The following is a 21,750-nucleotide window of genomic DNA, read 5'->3' as shown; positions in this document are numbered from 1 at the left end:
GGGGATATCAGGGTTGCGCCAGGGTCGGACCCGGTGCCGCGGCGCCGGGCGGGCCGTCACCATGGACCCATGACCGACGTACACGACGCTCCGCACGGGGGTCCCCCCGGACGAACTCCGGGAGAGGCTCCCGGGGCACCCGCCCCGGCCGACCGCCCTCCCCTGCGCCGCAGCAGGCACGACAAGGTCCTCGCGGGCGTGTGCGGCGGCCTCGGCCGGTACTTCGGGCTGGACCCGGTGGTGTTCCGGATCGTGCTGGGCGTGCTCGCCGTCACCGGCGGCGTCGGCCTGATCTTCTACGGGTTCGCGTGGCTGCTGCTCCCGCTGGAGGCCGAGGACGACAGCGAGGGCAAGAAGCTGCTGACCGGCCGGGTGGAGGGCTCCACCCTGGCGGCGGTGTTCAGCGCCCTGGTCGGCTGCGCCCTGTTCCTGTCGATGATGGACAACGGGGTGCTGGGGGCCTTCTCGGTCCTGGTCATGCTGGCGCTCGGCGCGGCCTCGTACTGGTCGCAGCGCCACCGGCAGGCTCCCGAGGCGGAGGCGGAGACCCCCGCCCCGCACCGGCCCGCCCCGCACCGGCCCGCGCCGCCGGAGACGCAGGCGCCGCCCGTGCCCGGCAGCCCGTCCTGGTGGCGGGACCCGCTGGTCAAGGACGGCACCACCGGCCCGGTCGGCACGACCGGGTACCTGTGGGGCCCGGACGACGAGGACGGGCCGACGGGGCCGGGCAGCGCCCCGGCCGAGCCGCGCGCGAACGGCTCCGCGCAGCGGTCGCGCGGCGGCATCGGGGGCCGGGTGTTCGTGCTGGCCCTGCTGGCCGGGGGCGGCGCCACCGCCTCGGTGTGGCACGGCAGCACGCTCGGGCACGCCCTCCAGGTGGGGTTCGCCGCGGCGCTGGCCGTCTTCGGGCTGGGGCTGGCCGTCAGCTCCGTCAAGGGGCGCACCGGCTTCGGCACGGTCCTGCTGTCCCTGATCACCGCCGGGCTCCTCGCGGGGTCGGTCGCCCTGCCGCGCGAGATCGGCACCGACTGGCACAACGCCGACTGGCGCCCGGCGGCGGTGGCCGACGTCCGGCCCGAGTACCGCTCGGGCACGGGGCTGGCCACCTTGGACCTGAGCCGTCTGGACGTCCCGAAGGGCACCACCGTCTCCGTCCGCGCCGCCATCGACGCGGGCCGGCTGAAGGTCGTCGTGCCCCGGGAGGTCACGGCGCTGGCCGACGTGTCGATCCGGCTCGGCGACATCCAGTTCCCCGGGGAGGGCGGCCCCGACGTCCGCATCAAGAGCGGCGGAGAGACCCGGCGGGCGAGCCTGCCCCCCGCCGTCGGCACCGAGGCCGGCGGGACGATCGAGCTGCACCTGGACGCGGGTGTGGGACAGGTGGAGGTGGCCCGTGCGGCGTCATGAGTTCCAGCCGGGAAGGCTGCTGGCGGGGCTGGTGCTGACCGCCGTCGGCGGGCTGTACCTGCTCGACGCGACCGGTGAGACCGACCTGCCGTGGTACCTGGTCGTCCCGATGGCCGTCGGCGGCCTCACGCTCGCCGCGCTGGTCGGGCTGGTCACCCACGCGGTGCGCCGGGATCAGCGCGACCGGCGCAGGGAATCCAGCGACAGGTAGGGCGCCCCGGCCATGACCAGCGGGGTCCAGGCCATCAGGTAGATCAGGTCGTTGCCGTAGTAGTACGGGGTGACCGCCCAGGACACCGTGAGCCACAGGCTGAGGGAGATCAACGCCCCGCCGGCGGCCGCGATCCGGGTCAGCAGTCCGGCGAGGACGCCGAGGCCGACGAGGATCTCACCGATCGCGATGGCGATGCCGAAGCCGACGGGCGCCTTCAGTGCCAGGTCGACCAGGGCCGGGACGGCGGCGGTGTCGTGCACCCCGCGCATGATCTCGCCGATGGAGCCGGTACCGGTCGCGGAGAGGAAGGCGGGGTCGGTGAGCTTGTCGAGCCCCGCGTACACGAAGGTCACGCCGAGGAAGATCCGCAGGGGGAGGAGCGCGTGGCGGGAGGCCGTCTCCTGGAGAACGGAGATCCGCTTCCCGGAAGGCACGTCAGTTCGGGTCACGCCCCATGTGTACCCCGTTCACTCGGCCACGTCGATGGCGTAGCGGTTCGATTCCACCCCTGCGGCGGTCACCACCTGGACCTCGGTGCGCCCCGGTTCCACTTCCGCCGGCACCGGAACGGTCAGCACCGCGTCCGAGGGATTGGTGAATCCGCCCGCCACCGGAACCAGCGGCACGTGGACGTGGACGGCCCCGATCCGCACCACCAGCCGGGCGAGCATCTCCGGGGTCTGCGCCCCGGGCGGTACGAAGCCCACGCCCCGGATCTCGATGTCGTCCCCGGGGCGGACGGCGGCGTCCAGGTCCCCGGGCTCCCGTCTGCGCACCACCGACAGCACGAGCGGACGGCTCCCCTCGGCGTACTTGGCCGCCAGGTAGACCACGGCCGACAGCGCCACCAGCATCGCCAGCGACCACGGCAGCCGCGGCAGCCGGTCCGGGAAGCGGGCCAGCGACACCGCCGCGTAGGCCAGCACCACCGTGGAGACCAGCACGTACTGGGCGTCGGTGAAGCTCCCCCGGCCCGCGTCGTCGGTGAGCAGGTCGGCCCCGGAGGGGCGGTCCGCCGGCAGCTTCTGGAGCCGCTGCCCCATGATCCGTACGGAGACCACCCGGCGCACCAGCACCGCGACCCCGGAGGTCAGGCCGAGGACCGCGAGGAGGGGCAGCGCCCGGCCCAGCGAGAGCCCGGCGTAGAGGGCGTCCCGGTCGGGGCCGGGCGAGGAGGCCGCCAGGCGCAGCGCGGGCAGCAGCGCGGCGAAGGAGGTCAGCACCAGCCAGGCCGCCGGGACCGCCTTGGAGGTGGACAGCCGGTTGTCCTCGCCGACCAGCGGGGCCAGCAGCCCTCCGCGCAGCGACTGGGCCCGCGCGGCGAGGGTGAGCAGCCCGGCGAGCACCACGGCGGCGAGGAGCCCGGCGGTGCGGGCGGTGGACCAGCCGGTGCCGAGGGCGGTGCCGACCTGCACCACCAGCAGGACGCCGGCGGCGATCCACAGGACGAGGACGGCCCGCCGGGAGAGCAGGTACAGCCAGGAGTGCCCGGCCTCCCGGCCCCGGTCGGCGACCGTGCGGGCGGACAGGGTCAGTTCGTCGGAAACCCACTGGCGGGAGGCGCCGAGGGAGTGGGCCACGGCGGCCGGGACCCCGTGTCCGGCGGCGAACTCGTCGCGCTTCTCCAGGAAGGCGGCCACCGCCCGGCGGTGGCCCTCCCGGGCTCCGTGGGGGCAGTCGTCGCAGGTGCAGCCGCCGCCGTGGGTGCTTCGAGGGATCTCTTGGACAGCCACGTGCGTGCCGCCTCTCTGAACTCCGGTGCAATGCCAGCGAATTGTGCACCACTGCGGCAGTGCTCCGGATTGCGCACGATGTCAGAGCAGGTGATTAACCGTTCATGATGTTGACGCCACCCCTCCGGGCGCCTCCCGCAGCGGCTGGTAGCTCACCCACGCGGCCAGGTCCGAGCCGAAGCGCCCGCGCGTGGCCACGGCGCTGCGGTGGTCGATGGGCACCGGCTTCCCGGCCGCCCGCGCGATCAGCTGCACCTGCGCGGCCCGCTCCGCCGCGAGGAACCACCACAGCGCCGCCTCCACCGAGTCCCCGACGGTCAGCAGCCCGCGGTTGCGCAGGACCAGCGCCTTGTACGGGCCGAGCGCGCGCCCGATCCGCGCCGGGTCCTCCGCGCCCGCGAACTCGTCGAGCAGCGCGTGGTCCTCGTAGAAGGCGCAGGCCTCCTCGGTAATGGGGGCCAGCAGTTCCCCGAGGCAGGCCAGCGCCCTGCCGTACGGGCCCTGCGTGCGCACGACCGCCACCACGCCCGGCCGTTCCCGGTGGACGGCGGCGTGCACGGCGAACGCCAGCTGGTTCACGCGCCGCTCCCCGCGGAGCACCCGCCCCTCCCCGTCGACCAGCAGCAGGTCGTCGGGGGTGAGGGCGCCGAAGGCCCGCCCGAAGGGGTTCACCCAGTAGCAGTCCTCGAACTCCGGGTCCCGTACGGAGACCTGGCCGGCCACCCCGTCCTCGTACCCGAGCCGCCCCAGCAGCCGCAGCCCCTCGGCGAGCCGGGCCTTGCGGTGGGCGCGGGTCTCCCCGGCGGTGGCGAAGACCGGCGGCATCGCGAAGCCGAGCCGCTCGACGGGCACGGGTACGGGCCGCTCGGCCATGTCAGCTCCTCCAGACTCCAAGGTCGCGGCGCAAGGTACCGGCGCCCGCCCGAAGAGGCCATACACGCGGCGAAGCCGCCGCCCCCGAGGGGAACGGCGGCTTCGTCACGCGCTGCGGGGTACGGGTGGGACTACTCCCACTCGATGGTGCCCGGGGGCTTGCTCGTGCAGTCGAGGACCACGCGGTTCACGTCCGGCACCTCGTTGGTGATCCGGGTGGAGATCTTGGCGAGGACCTCGTACGGCATGCGCGTCCAGTCGGCCGTCATGGCGTCCTCGGAGGAGACGGGGCGCAGCACGATCGGGTGGCCGTAGGTGCGGCCGTCACCCTGGACGCCCACGCTGCGGACGTCGGCGAGCAGGACGACCGGGCACTGCCAGATCTCCCGGTCCAGGCCGGCCGCGGTGAGCTCGTGGCGGGCGATGGCGTCGGCCTCGCGCAGCAGGTCCAGGCGCTCCTTGGTGACCTCGCCGACGATGCGGATGCCGAGGCCGGGGCCGGGGAAGGGCTGGCGCTGGACGATCTCCTCGGGCAGGCCGAGCTCCTGGCCGACCATCCGGACCTCGTCCTTGAACAGCTGGCGCAGCGGCTCGACGAGCTCGAACTCGATGTCGTCGGGCAGACCGCCCACGTTGTGGTGGGACTTGATGTTGGCGGTGCCGGTGCCGCCGCCGGACTCGACGACGTCCGGGTACAGGGTGCCCTGCACCAGGAAGGCCACCGCCGGGCCGTCCTCCTGGAGGATCTCCAGCTGCGCCTGCTCGAAGACGCGGATGAACTCGCGGCCGATGATCTTGCGCTTGGTCTCCGGGTCGGAGACGCCGGCCAGCGCGTTCAGGAAGCGCTCCTGGGCGTCGACGACCTTCAGCTGGACGCCGGTGGCGGCCACGAAGTCCTTCTCGACCTGCTCGGTCTCACCCTTGCGCATCAGACCGTGGTCGACGTACACGCAGGTCAGCTGCGAGCCGATGGCCTTCTGCACGAGGGCCGCGGCGACGGCGGAGTCCACGCCGCCGGAGAGGCCGCAGATGGCGCGCTTGTCGCCGACCTGCTCGCGGATGGCCGCGATCTGCTCCTCGACGATGTTGCCGGTGGTCCAGGTCGGGGACAGGCCCGCGCCCCGGTAGAGGAAGTGCTCCAGCACCTGCTGGCCGTGCGTGGAGTGCATGACCTCGGGGTGGTACTGGACCCCGTACAGCCTCTTCTCGTCGTTCTCGAAGGCCGCGACCGGGACGACGTCGGTCGACGCGGTGACGGAGAAGCCCTCGGGGGCGGCGGAGCAGGCGTCGCCGTGGGACATCCAGACCGACTGGCTCTCGGGGGTGCCCTCGAAGAGCGTCGAGCCGGACTTGGAGACGGCCAGCGGGGTGCGGCCGTACTCGCGCGCACCGGAGTTGTCGACGGTGCCGCCGAGGGTGGTCGCCATCAGCTGGAAGCCGTAGCACATGCCGAAGACGGGGACGCCGGCCTCGAAGAGGGCGCGGGCGTCGTCCAGGCGCGGGGCACCCTCCTCGTACACGGAGGACGGACCGCCGGAGAGGATGATCGCCTTGGGGTCCTTGGCGAGCATCTCGGCCACGGGCATCGTGCTGGGCACGATCTCGCTGTAGACCCGTGCCTCGCGGACGCGGCGGGCGATGAGCTGGGCGTACTGGGCGCCGAAGTCGACGACGAGAACCGTGTCCGGGGCGCTGTCGTGGGCGGCGGAGGGTGCTTCTGGCACGGGGCAGGCCTTCCGGCGGAAGAGGGTGGCTGTTTTGTCGATTCTACCGGTGGCGGCACCCGCCGTTTTGTCGCACCATCCGAGTCCCCCACCGCCGTGACGCGCCGCGACGCCCCGCTCACAGCGCTTGCCGCGTCCGCACCGGTCGCGCGCGGGCCGTCTCACGATGCGGGCCCGGTTGACCGGGGGGTGGGCCGGAGGGTAATAATCCGTTCCATGCGCAAGCAGCTGAGCTTCCTCTTTACCTATGGCACCGGCCGGTCCGGTCGCCATGGGTCTTCGTGATGCTCGCTTGAGCCGCTGACTTCCCAGAGCGCCCCGGTCCGACAGGACCGGGGCGCTCTGGCGTTCCGCGGGACTGGCGGACCTCCCCCGATCGTCCACGAGGAGAGAACGACATGTCCGTCATCACCACCGCCGCCACCCCCGAAGAGCTCATCGCCGACAGCCGCGAGCGGATCGACGCCATCGACGACCGCATCATCGGGCTGATCCAGGAGCGGACGGCCGTGTCCACGGTCATCCAGGAGGCCCGGATCGCCGCCGGGGGCCGCCGCGTGCACCTCTCACGCGAGATGGAGGTGCTCGCGCACTGGAGCGACGCCCTCGGCAAGCCCGGCACCGCGCTCGCGATGACCCTGCTGGAGCTGTGCCGGGGCCGCGTCTGACGGGTGTTCGTCACCCGTCCGGGTCGTGACCGGCCCCACCGGGCTTCGTTCTGGGTGTAGTCCGCGTCAGCCAGGCGCGGGTCCGCAGCACCACGCGTGGCTCCACGGGAGCGATGAGACGTGCCGCCCGAGGGCGCGCGTCGTGGGACCTCGCTCCCTCGCGTGACCGGACGGCAGGGGACAGCAGCCCGGTCACCCCATGAGGACGGCCGGCCCGGGGGACGCCCCGGGTCGGCCGTTCCGCGTGTCCGGCTCCGCTACGCGCGGCCCGCGCCTCGGCGACGAAAGGCCAGGAACAGCGCGCCCCCGGCGGCCACCAGCGCGGCCCCCGCGAAGCCGACCAGGCCCGCCGTGCTGCCGGTGGAGGCCAGCGGACCGCCGCCCGAGGAGGTCTTCGGCGGCGTGGTCCCGGCGCTCGGGGTGGCCGACGGCGAGGCGGAGGCCGACGCCGAGGCGGTCGGCTTCGGCGCCGTCGCGGAGGGGCTCGGAGCGGGACCGCTCGGGTTCACCGTGATGGTGGCCAGGTTGTTGGCCAGGACCGGGTCGAAGGGGTGCCGCTGGGGTTCGCCCCCGGGGCCGGGCCGGCCGACCGTGATGGCGCCCCGGGCGTCCGGGACGGCCTTGTCGATCCGCAGCTCGAAGGGGAACTCCGCCTTCTCGGACTCCAGCAGCGACGAACCGGTGCTGCAGAGGTAGCGGGGCGCCGCCGCGGTGCCGGCGGAGCGGCACGCTGCGGGGGCCGTGAGCACCTTCACGCCCGGCGGGACCACCACGTCCACGACGGCCGCCGGGGTGGTGGAGCGGGGGTCGAAGACCCAGGCCGGGCCCTGGTTGCGCACGGCGACCGCGGCCTTGACGGTGGCGCCGGCCTTGCCCTTGACGACGAGGGGCTCGGCCGCGAGGTCGGCGGTGTTCGGGACGGCGAAGTCGAACTCGCGCCGGTTGTCGGCCGGGTTGAGGTCGGGACCCCGCAGCGCCGGGGTGAGGGCCGCGGCCCTCTTCTTGGCGGTGAGCTTGCGGCCGGCGCCCTGACCGGTGCCCGTTGCGGTCCCGGGGGTCTTGCCCGCGGGGTCCTTCGCGCTCTGGTCACCGGGCTTCGCGTCCGCGCCCGTCTGCGCCTGCTCCGTCTTCACCGGGGCCGCGGCCGGGTAGATCCCGTAGCCGAGCAGCTCGGCGCGGGCGTGACCGGTGGCCTTCAGGTGCAGGGGGCTGTCGCCCGCCAGCTCGTAGCTCGCATCGGCCTCGAACTCCCCGTCGACCGTGCAGATCGCGGTGGTGGAGGTGCGCGTGGTGCGGTACTCGCAGTTGTCGTACCGCTCGGCCAGCTCCATCCCGCGGCTGGCCTCCAGCTCCAGGACGACGCCCTTCGCGGACTGCGTGCCCCGGTTGGAGAAGGCCAGGGGCAGCGGCTGGCTCTCGCCCGGCTTCGGGTCCCGCTTGAGCGCCATCTCCCCCATGACCAGGTCGGGACCGCCGACCGTGACGGCGGTGACGGCGGAGCGCACCGTGGCCCCGGAGACCGCGCCGGTGACCCGGATCTCGCCGGAGTCCTTGTTCTTGGCGTCCTTCGCGGCGGTGACCTCCAGGACGACGCCGGGACGGGAGCCGGGGCGCACCCCCTGCTCGGTGCAGACGAGGGTGCTCGCGACGGGCTTGCACTTGGCGGCCCGGCCGGTCCCGCCGGCGGCCGCCTCCCGGACCGAGGCCACGCCCGCGACCTTGGTCAGGTCGACGGTGAAGGTGACCTCGGTGCCGATGCCCTCGGCGGTGCCCGGATAGTCCAGGCGCACGTCCAGGGCGACCGGCTTCGGGGAGCCCGCGGCCGGGTGGAGCGGGAGGGCGAGGGCGGCCGGAGCCGTCAGCGTGAGGACGGGTTCCGCGGCGTACGCGGGGGTGATGGCGGTGGCCAGCCCCGCGGCGACCAGGCCGCAGGCGGCCGGCAGGGAGATGCGCTGTCTCATGCCCCCTGTGACCGCCGGACCCCGGCGACAGTTGCACTCCTGGGCATGTGACCGACACCACACCCCTGCCGGAAGGATTCCGGTACAACCTTCTCCGGCAACCGCCTGTCCACTCTTGTACCGCGGTGAGTACCGCGCTCGGAGGGGGAGCGCGGTACTCATCGCGGTCAGTGCTCGGGTTCCGGTTGCCTCGGGGGCACTGCGGGGACCGCCAGGAAGGGCAGCCGCAACGCACCGAAGGCCTCCTTCGGGACGGCCGGCCGGGCCGGCTCCACCGCCGCGAGACGCACGTACGCCGCGCCCTGCTCGGGCCGCGGGTCCTCCTCGCCGTTGTTCGGCCAGTACGACATCGCCCGCTCGGCCTGCGCCGTGATCGTCAGGGACGGGTTGACCCCGAGGTTCGCGGAGACCGCCGCACCGTCGACGACGGAGATGCCCGGGTGCCCGTAGAGCCGGTGGTACGGGTCCACCACGCCCTCCTCGGGCGAGGCGCCGATCGGGCAGCCGCCGAGGAAGTGCGCGGTGAGCGGGGTGCCCATCAGTTCGCCGACGTTGCTGCCCGGGAAGCCGTTGATCTCCTCGGCCAGCAGGGTCGCGGCCCGGGTGGCCTCCTCGATCTGCACCGGGTTGGGGGCGCCGTGCCCCTGGCGGGCCGTCAGCAGGCCCTTCCCGATGCCGCCGGGCTTGCGGTAGGTCGTCAGCGAGTTGTCGAGGGACTGCATGACCAGACCGATGATGGTCCGCTCCGACCAGCGGCGGTTGGACAGCGAGCGGGCCAGCTGCACGGGGTGCTTCGCGGTGCGGGCGAACCAGGCCCGGACCCGGTGGCGGCCGTAGGGCACCTGGAGGATGGTCAGGAACCCCATGGCGTTGGAGCCCTTGCCGTAGCGGACGGGCTCGATGTGGGTGTCGGCGTCGGGGTGCACGGAGGAGGTGATGGCCACGCCCCGGGTGAAGTCCGCCGTCCGGTCGGCCCCGTGCCGCCTGCGGTAGCGGCGGTCGTCGGTCTGGGCGCCGACCAGGCCCTCGGAGTTGGTGCGGGTGAGGTCGCCGAGCCGGTCCGACAGCCGGGGCAGTTCGCCCCGGTCCTTCATGGTGTGCAGCAGGGTCTGGGTTCCGTAGGTGCCCGCCGCGACGACGACGTAGCGCGCCCGGAGCACCTTGGCCCGGCCCGTGCGGCGGTGGTCGGTGGGCACGGTGCGGACCCGGTAGCCGCCGTCCGGGTGCTCGGCGAGCGCGGTGACGGTGGTCATGGGGTGGATGACGGCCCCCGCCCGCTCGGCCAGGTGCAGGTAGTTCTCGTTCAGGGTGTTCTTGGCCCCGTGCCGGCAGCCCGTCATGCACTCCCCGCACTCGGTGCAGGAGGTGCGGGAAGGCCCGGCGCCGCCGAAGTAGGGGTCGGGCACCCGCTCCCCGGGCCGCACCCGCGCCCCGCCGTCGGCGTCCCGGCCGTCGCCGAAGAACACCCCGACCGGCGCCATGTGGAAGGAGTCCCCCACGCCCATCTTCTCGGCGGCGGCCTTGAGGTGGACGTCGGAGGGGGTGAGCGTCGGGTTGAGGCGCACGCCGAGCATCCGCTTGGCCTGCTCGTAGTACGGGGCGAGCTCCTCGCGCCAGTCGGTGATGGACGCCCACTGCCGGTCCTCGAAGAAGGCGGTGGGCGGCACGTACAGGGTGTTGGCGTAGTTGAGCGAGCCGCCGCCCACCCCGGCGCCCGCGAGCACCATCACGTTGCCGAGGAGGTGGATGCGCTGGATCCCGTACAGCCCGAGGGCCGGCGCCCACAGGTAGTTGCGCAGGTCCCAGCTGTTGCGGGGCAGGCTCTCGCGGGTGAAGCGGCGTCCGGCCTCCAGGACGCCGACCCGGTAGCCCTTCTCGGTGAGCCGCAGCGCCGAGACCGACCCTCCGAAGCCCGATCCGATGACGATGACGTCGTAGTCGTACGACACTGCGTGTGCCTCCCGGGCGATCGTGTCTGAATCGGAGGGTCGGGCGCCGGCGGGCCGGGCGCCGGCGGGCCGGGCCTAGCGGAAGCGGAGGGCCTTCATCACCTTGAGGCTGCGGGTCATGAACTCCGCGTACTTCGCGTCGTCCATGCCCAGCGAGGGCGCCATCGGCAGCAGCCGCTGGTGGGCCACGGTCTGCGCCTCGGTGTACTTGAGGATCCCCTCGGAGCCGTGGCGGCGGCCGAGGCCGGACTCCTTCATGCCGCCCATGGGGGACTGGGCGCTGCCGTAGGCGGGGGCGTAGCCGTCGTTGATGTTGACGGTGCCGGTGCGCAGGCGGGCGGCGACGGCGTGACCGCGGCGGGCGTCCTTGGTCCAGACGCTGGAGTTGAGGCCGTAGGGGGTGGCGTTGGCCTGGGCGACGGCCTCGTCCTCGTCGGTGAACCGGTAGATCGAGACGACCGGGCCGAAGGTCTCCTCGGCGCAGACCGCCATGGGGGCCTCGACCCCGTCGAGGATGGTGGGTTCGTAGAAGAGGGGGCCGATGTCGGGACGGGCGGTACCGCCGGCGACGAGGGCGGCGCCCTTGGCGACGGCCTCGTCCACGTGCCGCTGCACGGTCTCCAGCTGACGCGTCCCGACGAGGGATCCCATGTCGGCCCCGTACGCGAGGGCGTGGCCGAGCCGCATGGCCTTGGTGCGGGCGGCGAAGCGCTCGACGAACGCGTCGGCGATCGAGGCGTGTACGTAGAGCCGCTCGATGGAGATGCAGAGCTGGCCGGCCGAGGAGAAGCAGGCGCGGACGGCTCCCGCGGCGGCCTTCTCCACGTCGGCGTCGGCCAGGACGAGCATGGCGTTCTTGCCGCCGAGCTCCAAGGAGACCCCGACCAGGCGGGCGGCCGCGCCCTGGGCGACCTCGCGGCCGGTACGGGTGGAGCCGGTGAAGGAGACGTAGTCGGCGTGCCGGACCACCTCGGGGCCGACGACCGGGCCCTCGCCGAGGACGACCTGGAAGACCTCGGCGGGCAGCCCGGCCTCGATCAGCAGGTCACGGGCCCACAGGGCGGTCAGCGCGGTCTCGGTGTCCGGCTTCATGACGACGGCGTTGCCCGAGACGAAGGCGGGCAGGGCGTCGCCGACGGACAGTTCGAGGGGGTAGTTCCAGGGGGCGATCTGCCCGACGACCCCGCGCGGCTGGCGCAGCTCGGTGACCTTGGTGAGGGTCGGCATGGCACCCGTGTGGCCCTTGGGGCGCAGGTAGGCGGGCGCCTTGCGGCCGTAGTGGCGGGCGGCGACGGCGACGGCCTGCACCTCCTCGTGGGCGTGCAGGCGCGCCTTGCCGGTCTCCAGCTGGATGAGGTCGAGGACCTCGCTCTGGCGGGCGAGGACCAGGTCGTGGAAGCGCAGCAGCACGGCCGCCCGCCGCCGGACGGGCACCGCGGCCCAGGCGCTCTGGGCGGCGCGGGCCTTCGTGAAGGCGGTGGCCACGTCCTCGGGGGTCGCTTCGGGGAGGTCCGCCAGCTTGTCCCCGGTGAAGGGGGTGTGGTTGGCGGTCCGCCCGGAGCCGATCACTCCGCGGGTCAGCCGGGTGACCAGTTCGGGGGTCACCACGTCGGCGGCGGTGCGGGCGCCGGCCGGGACCGGGGCGACCGGGTTGGTGGGCTGCGGTGCGGTGCGGAGGGGGGCGGCGGGGGCCTGCGAGTCCGTCATGGCGGTGAGCGTATGCCGCCCGCGGGCCTTTGGGTACCCGTGGGTAACCGTATTTTGCCAAGTCTGCCAGTGATCGCTGGCGCGATCGGCGGGGAGTGGCGCGATCACTGCGCCGGGCGGCCCCGCGGGCGGTCCGCCGCCCCCTCGGGCGCGCCCTCCGGCGCACCCTTCGCGGACACCTCCGCCCGGCCCGCCTCAGCCCTTCTTCGCCGGGGGCTGCCAGCCGGTGAGCACCGTGTCGAACTGCTGGCGGATCTTGGCCCACTCGTTCGCCGGACCGGACATGTACACCGCGTACTCGGTGTTGTCCGGGCTGACGTACATCTGCTCGATGGCCCGGCGCGGGCCCGCGTGGGGCGCCTTCTCGGTCCAGGAGAAGTCCCACAGCCCGGCCCGGGTGGTGTCCCGGAAGCTGTTCTGGTCCAGCACCTCGCGCTTGTAGTCCATGCGCTCCTTGAGCTGCTTCTCCATGTCGAGGAGGTGCATGTACGGGTTCGCGTAGTCGGGGGTGGTGTCGATGGCGATCCGGATGAGGTGACGGCCGTTGTCGGGGGTGTAGTCGATCTGGTTGCCGTCCATCTGGCGCTTCCAGCCCACCGGGACGAACAGCGAGAAGCCCGCCGGGTCCTCCACCTTGACGAAACCGGCCGGCGGGGTCGCCACCGCGGCGCCCGCCTTGCCGTCGTCGCCCGGTCCCGAACGGTCCGGGGCGCTCACCGCCTTGTCGGCGGAGCCTTCGTCCTGGACCCCCTCGCCCTGGCCGTCGAGGTACTTGAGCACCCCGAACACCCCGCCGCCGCCGAGCAGCGCCGCCACCAGGGCCACGGCGGCGGCCCGCTTGAGCCGCCCGGACGGACGCCCGGCGGGGGCCCCGGGGGACTCCCGGAGCGCGGTGGTCTGGGCGGGAACGGCCGGCTCCGGCCGCGCGGGCTCGGCGGACCGGGCGGGCGCCCGCTCCTCGGCGGTGACCGCGCGCGTGGGCACGTACGCCTGCGCCGCCTTCGGCTCGCGGCCCTCCATCGCCTCGATCAGCATCCGCTCTGCCTCGGCGGCCGAGGGCCGCTGGGCCGGGTCCTTGCGCAGGAGCGCGGTGATGACCGGGCCGAGGGGGCCGGACTGGCGCGGGACGGGCGGCTCGTCGTTGACGACCGCCTGGAGGCTGGAGATGGGCGAGGTCCGCCGGAACGGCGAGCGGGCCTCGACCGCCGTGTACAGGGTCGCGCCCAGCGACCACAGGTCGGAGGAGGGGTCGGGGGCACCGCCGGTGACCCGCTCCGGAGCCAGGTAGTCGATGGAGCCGACGAGCTCGCCGGTGCGCGTGATCGACGAGTCGCCCTCGATCGCGGCGATCCCGAAGTCGGTCAGCAGCACCCGGCCGTCCTTGGCCAGCAGCACGTTGCCCGGCTTCACGTCGCGGTGCAGCACGCCGACCGCGTGCGCGGCGCGCAGGGCGCCCAGCACGTGCAGGCCGATCCGGGCCGCCTCGCGGGGCTCGATGCGCCCGGCCGCCTTGGCGGCCTCCGCGAGGGAGGGGCCGTCGATGTACTCCATGACGATCCACGGCCGGTCGTCGTGTTCCAGCACGTCGTGGACGGTGACGACCGCCGGGTGCTGGATCCGGGCCGCGGCCCGGGCCTCTTTCTGCGTGCGGGCGTGCAGGACTTCCCGATCGGCCTGGGCCACGTACAGACCCGCCGTCAGTTCCTTGACCGCCACGGTCCTGTGCAGCAGCTCGTCGTGCGCGCGCCACACCTTGCCCATGCCGCCGCTGCCGATGGGATCGACGAGCCTGTACCGGCCCGCGAGCACCGCACCCGCGCCTGTCTGCTGTTCCACGAATTCCCGCCGCTCTGTACTCTCCGGGCCAGATTACGGAGCCTGCGGGCGCTGCCGGAACCGCGCGGGGCCGGTGAGACAGCACTGTGACGCAATCGCCGTACTGACATCCAGTCAGCCACCCGCCTGGTAACTCGCCGTGGCCTTCTCGAAGACGTCGGTGACCTTGTCCTCCTCGTCCTTCGGGCCGGTCACCATGACGACGTGGTAGCTGCCCCCGAGGGCGACGACGAAGTTGCGGGCCAGGACGGACCGGCCCGTCGAGTCGATCCAGGTGTAGCGGCCGGTGACGCGCAACTGACCGGCGACCGTGGTGCTCTTGACGTCCCCCGACTCCGCCCAGGTGGAGTTGCGGTACGGGGACAGCTCCGGCTCCTTGTCCTGCTGGTAGGCCTTCGGGTCCGGGTTGCCCTCGACCCGGTCCCGGCCCGGGACCACGACCAGGGTGAACGCGCCCTGCGTGTAGCGCACCTGGCCGGCCTCGTTGATGCTCCGGCGGGTCCAGCCCTGGGGGACGGCGACCGTGAAGTGCTCCGGGTCCCGCTCCAGGGTGTAGCCCTCGGGGGCGTTCGGCTGCTGGGCGGGCTTGGACTGCGGGGTTCCGGCGGGGGTCCCGGAGGGGCTGCGGCCCGGGGTCGCCGCGCCGGGGGCGGAGCCGGACGGGCTCGGGCGGGCGGGGCTCTGCGCGGCCGTGGGCTGCCGGCCCCGCTGCTCACCGGTACCGGCGGAACGCGGCATGAACAGCATCGCGTAGGCGACGGCGGCGGCCAGCAGGGCCAGTACGCCGACCAGCAGGGTCCGGCCGAGGGAACGCGGCCCCCGGGGGGCGACGGGGTTGCGGTGGCGGCCGTGCAGGTCGCCGCGCCGGCGGACGACGGGCAGCCGGGTGGGATCCGGCTCCGGTACCGGCAGCACCGCCAGGTCCCCGTCGGGCTCCGGGGCGGAGCGCACGAGGGAGCGCAGCCAGCCGCGCAGCTCCTCGAAATCGGGCCGCTCGGTGGGGTCCTGGCGCAGCAGCGACTCCACGACGGGGCGCAGCGGGCCGCACTCCTCGGCGAAGGCGGGCGGCTCCGCGCAGACCATCTCGACCAGTTCGGCGACGCTGTCCTCGGGGTACGGGGCGTGTCCCTGCACCGCGCGGTAGAGCAGGGCGCCGAGGGCCCACAGGTCGGTGGCGGGGCCGACGGGCGCGGCCAGCTGCCAGTGGCCGTGGACGGGACCGGCCTGCTCCGGCGCCCAGCGCTCGGTGACGGGGCCGACGACGGCCATCCGGGTCTGGCGGGCCCGCTCGGCGTCGAGGCCGGTGCGCGGGCCGCCGCCCCAGGCGCCGGCGGCCGCTCCGGCCGGGACGGCCCGCGGGGACGGGAGCGGACGGGGCCGGTCCGGGGTGGCCGGGGGTGGGCCGGGGACGGCGGGCGGTGCGGCGGGGGCGGGGGTAGGGGCTGCGGGCGCGTCGGCCTGGTGGTAGCCCTGCGGGAGGGCGAGCCGGGCGGGCAGGGCGGGGCGGGCCGGCTCGGGCAGCGCGCCGGCCCGTGCTCCGGGCCCCGCGGGCCACTCCGACTGCGGCCGGCCCGCCCACTCCGGCCGCGGCTCCTGATCCGGCTGCGACCCGTACGCCTCCGGCTCGTACGGCTCCTGCCCGTACGGCTCCTGCCCGTACGGCTCCGGCTCATACGGCTCCTGCCCGTACGCCTCCGGCTCGTGCTCCGCCTCCGGCCCGAGCTCCTGCTGCGGCTCCGGTTCGGCGGGGCGGCGGGGGGTGGCGCCGTGCCAGGGCGCCGGGGCGGCGGTGTCCGGCCCGCCGTACGGATACGCGTACTCCTGCGGCAGGTTGGCCCCGGTCGGCGGCAGTTGCGGCACCACCACCGGCCCGCGCTCGCCGCGGTCCCGCTCCACCTTGGCGGCGGCGGCCCGGGTCCCGGCCCGGTAGGCCGCGATGGTTCCGGCGCGGGCGTCGGCTTCCGCGGCGGCCCGGTCCTGCGGGGGCCGCACGGGCTCCGTGACGATGTGGTCGGAGTAGCGCGGTCCGGTGTCGTACCCGGGCGCCACGAGGGGCGCGTACACCGGCTCCCCGGCCGGGGGCGCGGCGGGCGGGGGGCCGTGGGCCGGCGGGGGCGGTAAGGGCGGCGGGGCTCCGCCCCATCCGGGGCCGGTACCGGCGTCCCCGACGTCCCCGGCGTCCGATGCGGGCTCGGGCGCCGGGACCGGGTCGTACCCGCACAGGGCCTCCTCGGCCGCGCCCGCCGCCAGGCCCGTCAGGACGACCCGTCCGTCCTCGCATATCAGCACGGTCCGGACGGTGATGTTGCGGTGCGTCCAGCCGTGCGCGTGCAGCACGCGCAGTGCGGTCAGTACGTCGGAGGCCACTTCGGCCGCCCTGTAGGGACTCAGCGGTTCATCGGCGATCAGCGCGGCCAGCGGCCTGGCGGGGACGAGTTCGCTCACTATCCACAGCGACTCGCCCTCCGCGAACACGTCGAAGACCTGGTCCAGCCGGGGGTGGTCCGGTACGGAGGCGGCGGCCTGGGCGGCGGCGATCGCCCTGCGCACCGCGGGGAGTTCCCCGGCCGCCCCCGGCCGGGCAGGGGTCCCGTCGAGCAGCTCCGCGTCGACGACCTCCGGCAACGGCACCTGGTGTACGAGGACTTCCTGGCCGCTGCGCGTGTCGAAGGCGCGGGTCTCTATCAGCTCGTACTCGTCGGAGGGCGGCAGCGGCAGGCGGTAGCGCTCGGCCAGGATCCGGCCCGCGTACTCCTCCACATCGCCTCCCCCGAGTGCGGGGGCACCTGCCGGCGGCAGCCGGACGAGGGGTCCCCCATGGCCCCGCTGAACACGATACGTCGCCCGGGGCGCCCGCGTCCCGGGCTTGCGGGGCCCGTCAGCCCAAGGACTGGAAGGTCTGGAACGCCGTGTTGCGCAGCTGCGTGCATTCCGGGCCGTCCCACTGGTCGGCGGCGCAGGTGATCATGATCGCGTAGCCGTGCTTCGCGTCCATCCGGAAGCCCCGGTCGAGGACCCGGACCTTGACGCCCTTCTGCTCCCGCTCGAACTCCCAGTCGGCGACGGTCGGATAGCCCCGGTAGTCCACCGTCTCCAGGCGTACGAGGTGGTAGCCCTTGCTGCTGCCGGCCACGCCGGGGGCTATCTCCAGCCAGGCGGCGCGGGCGTCGGAGCCCGGACTGTCGGTGTAGTCGACCTGGATGCGCGGGAACCCGCCGTCGCGGCTGTAGATCGCGCCGGAGTCCTGGCCCGCGGTGTCGGTCTGGTGGAAGCCCTCGGGCATCCCCATCGAGAAGTGGTACCGCAGGTCCGTCACCGTGCCGAAACCGGCCGGGAGGGCGCCGCCGTTGTTGCCGGGACTGGCGCCCTGGCCCTGGCTGCTCTGCGCCTGGCCGGTGTCCTGGCCCTGCCCCTGGCCCTGCCCCTGGCCCGGGTCGCCGCTCGGGCTGCCGCTGGGCGCGGCCGGGCTCGGGCCTGCGGACGGGGAGGAACCGGCCGAGGCTGCGGGGGAAGCCGCGGGCGAGGCGGCGGGGGCCTGGGCGCCCGGGGACTTGGCCCCGGACGCGGCGGGGGTGGGCCCGCCCTTGCCCTCGTTCTTGCGGCCTGAGTCCTTGTCGCCGCCGCTGAGGAGGTAACCGATCAGCGTGCCGAGCACGGCCAGGACGACGACCACGCCGGCCACCGCGAGGACGATGGTGCGGCGCGACATCACGTCGGTGAGCGGCGCCTTCACCGGTGCGGGCCTGGCCGGCGGGGCCGCGGCAGCGGCGGCGGCCGCCTTGCGGGCCGACTTCAGCGCGGCGCGGGTGCGTTCGCGCTGTTCGCGGTCCCGCCGCTCGCGTTCCTTCTTCGCCGCCTTCTCGGCTGCCTTCTCCGCCTCGACGTCCGCCTTGGTGAGGGATATCGCCCGGGTCTCCTCGACCGCCGGGACCGGCTCGGCCACCGGCTCGGGCTCGGGGTCGGGGGCGTTGAGCACCGCCGTGAGCATCGCCCTGGCCGCGTCGTCGTCCAGCCGCCCGGCCGGGTCCTTGACCAGCAGCCCGTAGATGATCTCGGTCAGCGGACCGGCGTTCTTCGGCGGGTCCACCGGCTCGGTCATCACGGCGGTGAGGGTGGCGAGCGCGGAGCCCTTGTCGTACGGGGGCACGCCCTCCACGGCCGCGTACAGGAGTCCTCCGAGGGACCACATGTCGGCGGGCGGGCCGGGCTTCTGGCCGCGGGCGCGTTCCGGGGAGATGTAGGAGGGGGCGCCGACGAGCATGCCGGTGGAGGTGATCGAGGGGTCGCCCTCGACCTGTGCGATGCCGAAGTCGGTGAGCACGACGCGACCGCTCGCGGCGATGAGCACGTTGGACGGCTTCACGTCGCGGTGCAGGATGCCCTGGCCGTGCGCGGCGCGGAGCACGTCGAGGACCGCGAGGCCGACCTCGGCGGCGCGGCGCGGGGTCAGGGGCCCGTTCTCCCGGATGAACTCGGCGAGGGAGGCGCCCTCGACGAGCTCCATGACGATCCAGGGACGGCCGTCCTCGTCGACGACGTCGAAGACGGTGACGGCGCCCTCGCTGCGGATCCGCGCGATCGCCTTGGCCTCGCGGAGGGTACGGGTGATGAGGCGGCGCTTCTCGTCCTCGTCCACGCCGGTGCTGAAGCGGAGTTCCTTGACGGCGACGGTGCGTCCGAGGACCTCGTCCTCGGCCCGCCACACGGTGCCCATGCCGCCCTTGCCGAGCACGGCCCCGAGCCGGTACCGCCGGGCGAGCAGCCGTCCCCGGTCCTTGCCGTCGTCGGCCTTGCCGTCGTCGGCCTTGCCGTCGTCGGCCTTGGCGGCCTCCGGGCCCTCGTCGTCGGCCTTGCCCGCGACGCCGGGAGCACCCGTCCCGGTGCCGTCGGCGGGGGCCGCGCCGGAGGTGGCCTTCGGGCCCGCGGGCTTCGACCCGCCGGGGGCACCGCCCTTCGCGGCCGCGGACTGCGCGTCCGCCTTCGCGGGCTCCGCACGGTCGTCGGCGGCGTCGGCGGCGGGCTCCTCGGTGGCGGGGGCGTCCGCCTTCGGGTCGGCCGCCCCGGAGCCGGACTTCACGAGGGAGGGCTTCACGAGGGGGGCCTTCGCGCCGTCCTCGGCATCCGCCGGCCCGGCATCGGCGGCGGGCTCCGTCTCCGCCGCACCACCCCGGCCGGATCCGGCCTTGACGTCCGCCGCGGCGGACCCGGCGTCAGCCGCGGGGGCGTCGTCCGCCGCGGACTTCGATCCGTCAGCGGTGGTGCCCGGCCCGCGGGAAGCGGCGCGCCCGGCCGGCTCCGCGTCCGGCTCCGCCCCGCCGTCGGCGGGATCCGCGGACTCCCCGGGCCCGTCCGCCGCAACGGCGGCGGACTTACCCGCGGCGGGCTTCCCCGCGGCGGACTTCGCGGCAACGGGCTTCCCGGCAGCGGAGGTCCCGCCGGCGGAACGCGCCTTCGGCACCTTCACGGACCCGGCGCCGGCGCCCCCGGACGCGGTCGCCGCGTCACCGTCCAGCTCCGCCGCAGGCGACCCGGCTGGCGCCCCGGCAGGCGATTCGGTGTGCTCCGGCTTCGACATGCGTCCCCTCTGCGTTCGTGCAGCCTGCCCCGGCTGCCCCGGCAGCCGCCGGGGGGCACGGTAACCCACCCCGGCAGAAACCTCATTGTTGCTCACTCCGCATCGGACGGAAGCCCCGGGTCCGACGGTTCCCCCCGCCGCATCGCGGAGTTACAACGGAACGATGTCCGGCGCCCCCAGCCGCGCCGCGTCCGCCGTCTGGTCGTCCGGCTGGCGCTGGGACTCGCGCTCCGCCTGGACCCTCTTCTCGTAGTGTTCGACCTCCTTCTCGATCTGCTGCTTGTCCCACCCCAGCACCGGAGCCATCAATTCCGCGCACTCGCGGGCCGATCGGGTCCCCCGGTCGAAGGTCTCGATCGAGATCCGGGTGCGCCGCGTCAGGACGTCGTCCAGGTGCCGGGCCCCCTCGTGCGAGGCGGCGTAGACGACCTCGGCCCGCAGGTAGTCGTCCGCCCCGGTCAGCGCCTCGCCCAGCGACGGGTCGGCCGCGATCAGTTCGAGGATCTCCTCCGTCAGGGATCCGTACCGGTTCAACAGGTGTTCCACCCGCACCACATGGAGCCCCGTTCGCGCCGCCGTCCCCGCGCGGGCGTTCCACAGGGCCCGGTACCCCTCGGCCCCCACCAGGGGGACGTCCTCCGTGACGCACTCCGCCACCCGCCGGTCGAGCCCGTGCACCGCCTCGTCGACCGCGTCCTTGGCCATCACCCGGTACGTCGTGTACTTGCCGCCGGCCACCACCACCAGGCCCGGCACCGGATGGGCCACGGTGTGCTCGCGCGAGAGCTTGCTCGTCGCGTCCGACTCCCCGGCCAGCAGTGGCCGCAGGCCCGCGTAGACCCCTTGGACGTCGTCCCGGGTCAGCGGCACCGCCAGCACCGAGTTCACGTGCTCCAGCAGGTAGTCGATGTCCGCGCTCGAAGCGGCCGGGTGGGCCTTGTCCAGGTCCCAGTCGGTGTCGGTGGTGCCCACGATCCAGTGGCGGCCCCACGGGATGACGAACAGCACCGACTTCTCCGTCCGCAGGATCAGCCCGGTGCTCGAATGGATCCGGTCCTTCGGGACGACCAGGTGGATCCCCTTCGACGCCCGTACGTGGAACTGCCCCCGCTCCCCGATGAGCGCCTGGGTGTCGTCGGTCCACACCCCGGTCGCGTTGACCACCTGCTGGGCGCGGATCTCGTACTCCCCGCCACCCTCCACGTCCCGGACCCGGGCCCCCACCACCCGTTCGCCCTCGCGCAGGAAGCCGACCACCCTCGCCCGGTTGGCGCAGTGCGCCCCGTAGGCGGCGGCCGTCCGCACGAGGGTGGCGACGTAGCGGGCGTCGTCCATCTGGGCGTCGTAGTACTGCAGGGCGCCCACCAGCGCGTCCCTGCGCAGGGCCGGCGCGATCCGCAGCGCCCTGCGGCGCGAGAGGTGCCGGTGGGTGGGCAGGCCGCGCCCGTGCCCGCTGGAGAACGACATGGCGTCGTAGAGGGCCACGCCCGAACCGGCGTAGAAACGCTCCCAGGCCTTGTGCTGGAGCGGGTACAGGAACGGCACGGGCTTCACCAGGTGCGGGGCGAGGCGCTCCAACAGCAGGCCGCGCTCCTTCAGCGCCTCCCGTACGAGAGCGAAGTCGAGCATCTCCAGGTACCTGAGCCCGCCGTGGATGAGCTTGCTCGACCGGCTCGACGTGCCCGACGCCCAGTCCCGGGCCTCCACCAGACCCGTCGAAAGGCCCCGGGTGACCGCGTCCAGCGCCGTTCCGGCACCGACCACCCCCGCGCCGACGACCAGCACGTCCAGTTCCCGCTCGGCCATCCGGGCGAGCGCCTCCGCCCGCTGCGCCGGCCCCAGTGTCGCTGTCCTCACGGCTGCCTCCCGTTGGTGCGGGCAGAACCCGCTCGATGCGGGTGATCCCGCTCACATCTCCCGTTTCACGATTCTGACCGGCCGCACCGACATCAGCCACCGGCTGTGGACAACACAACGGTAGCCACCGCCCCGCAATGCGACATATCTGTCATATATACGCCTAGTCTGACATTGCGCCAGCTCCAGGCGGCCTCCGGACCCGTCCGGACCCCCCGCCCCGGGACGCGCGCGCACCGCCCCCTC

At 74.3% G+C, this 21,750-nt stretch carries 14 protein-coding genes; 3 read left to right on the top strand and 11 right to left on the bottom strand.

Going from position 1 to position 21,750, the window contains the following annotated elements; all coding sequences use genetic code 11:
* The first annotated feature begins 69 nt into the window (after nt 1-69).
* Nucleotides 70-1,407 carry a PspC domain-containing protein gene (locus tag ACZ5D2_RS21790; protein WP_468931200.1) on the top strand — a complete coding sequence of 446 codons (1,338 nt, stop codon included), beginning with the start codon at nt 70-72 and terminating at the stop codon, nt 1,405-1,407.
* Nucleotides 1,394-1,618, top strand: a complete 225-nt coding sequence (locus ACZ5D2_RS21785) for a hypothetical protein (protein WP_371677075.1) — start codon at nt 1,394-1,396, stop codon at nt 1,616-1,618. The genes ACZ5D2_RS21790 and ACZ5D2_RS21785 overlap by 14 nt, the downstream gene beginning before the upstream one ends.
* Here the strand turns inward: ACZ5D2_RS21785 and ACZ5D2_RS21780 are convergent.
* The 4 genes from ACZ5D2_RS21780 to guaA all read right to left on the bottom strand — a co-directional run bounded on the left by ACZ5D2_RS21780 (nt 1,582) and on the right by guaA (nt 5,951).
* On the bottom strand, nt 1,582-2,070 hold the full coding sequence (locus tag ACZ5D2_RS21780; protein WP_371677076.1) for a DoxX family protein: 489 nt from the start codon (nt 2,068-2,070) through the stop codon (nt 1,582-1,584). The two genes, ACZ5D2_RS21785 and ACZ5D2_RS21780, sit on opposite strands and share 37 nt — an antisense overlap.
* Nucleotides 2,071-2,088: 18 nt before the next feature.
* Nucleotides 2,089-3,354: a hypothetical protein gene (locus tag ACZ5D2_RS21775; RefSeq protein WP_371677077.1), complete on the bottom strand. Its 1,266-nt coding sequence runs from the start codon at nt 3,352-3,354 to the stop codon at nt 2,089-2,091.
* A gap of 102 nt (nt 3,355-3,456) precedes the next feature.
* Complete coding sequence (locus tag ACZ5D2_RS21770) at nt 3,457-4,227, bottom strand: class II aldolase/adducin family protein (RefSeq protein ID WP_371677078.1); 771 nt, start codon at nt 4,225-4,227, stop codon at nt 3,457-3,459.
* A gap of 131 nt (nt 4,228-4,358) precedes the next feature.
* Nucleotides 4,359-5,951, bottom strand: coding sequence for a glutamine-hydrolyzing GMP synthase (guaA, locus tag ACZ5D2_RS21765; protein WP_371677079.1), 1,593 nt, complete (start codon nt 5,949-5,951; stop codon nt 4,359-4,361).
* A gap of 398 nt (nt 5,952-6,349) precedes the next feature.
* Here guaA and ACZ5D2_RS21760 point away from each other — a divergent pair, with 398 nt between their 5' ends.
* The gene (locus ACZ5D2_RS21760; RefSeq protein WP_280917124.1) at nt 6,350-6,619 is read left to right on the top strand and encodes a chorismate mutase; all 270 of its coding nucleotides are present in this window, start codon (nt 6,350-6,352) and stop codon (nt 6,617-6,619) included.
* Nucleotides 6,620-6,876: 257 nt separating this feature from the next.
* Here the strand turns inward: ACZ5D2_RS21760 and ACZ5D2_RS21755 are convergent, their stop codons facing one another.
* The 7 genes from ACZ5D2_RS21755 to ACZ5D2_RS21725 form a co-directional block, all read right to left on the bottom strand.
* On the bottom strand, nt 6,877-8,580 hold the full coding sequence (locus ACZ5D2_RS21755) for a peptidase (RefSeq protein ID WP_371677080.1): 1,704 nt from the start codon (nt 8,578-8,580) through the stop codon (nt 6,877-6,879).
* A gap of 167 nt (nt 8,581-8,747) precedes the next feature.
* Nucleotides 8,748-10,550: a GMC oxidoreductase gene (locus ACZ5D2_RS21750; RefSeq protein ID WP_468931228.1), complete on the bottom strand. Its 1,803-nt coding sequence runs from the start codon at nt 10,548-10,550 to the stop codon at nt 8,748-8,750.
* Nucleotides 10,551-10,604: 54 nt separating this feature from the next.
* Nucleotides 10,605-12,236: a succinic semialdehyde dehydrogenase gene (locus ACZ5D2_RS21745; protein ID WP_371677082.1), complete on the bottom strand. Its 1,632-nt coding sequence runs from the start codon at nt 12,234-12,236 to the stop codon at nt 10,605-10,607.
* A gap of 195 nt (nt 12,237-12,431) precedes the next feature.
* Complete coding sequence (locus tag ACZ5D2_RS21740; RefSeq protein ID WP_371677083.1) at nt 12,432-14,072, bottom strand: serine/threonine-protein kinase; 1,641 nt, start codon at nt 14,070-14,072, stop codon at nt 12,432-12,434.
* Nucleotides 14,073-14,186: 114 nt separating this feature from the next.
* Nucleotides 14,187-16,832, bottom strand: coding sequence for a protein kinase (locus ACZ5D2_RS21735; RefSeq protein WP_468931191.1), 2,646 nt, complete (start codon nt 16,830-16,832; stop codon nt 14,187-14,189).
* A gap of 118 nt (nt 16,833-16,950) precedes the next feature.
* On the bottom strand, nt 16,951-19,647 hold the full coding sequence (locus tag ACZ5D2_RS21730; RefSeq protein ID WP_371677085.1) for a serine/threonine-protein kinase: 2,697 nt from the start codon (nt 19,645-19,647) through the stop codon (nt 16,951-16,953).
* A 150-nt stretch (nt 19,648-19,797) separates the two neighbouring features.
* The gene (locus ACZ5D2_RS21725) at nt 19,798-21,504 is read right to left on the bottom strand and encodes a glycerol-3-phosphate dehydrogenase/oxidase (protein ID WP_371677086.1); all 1,707 of its coding nucleotides are present in this window, start codon (nt 21,502-21,504) and stop codon (nt 19,798-19,800) included.
* Nucleotides 21,505-21,750: the final 246 nt, after the last annotated feature.

Source organism: Streptomyces sp. NPDC031479 (assembly GCF_055581065.1).
Note: the sequence above shows the minus strand (reverse complement) of the source record. Positions and strands in the feature narration are given on the sequence as shown.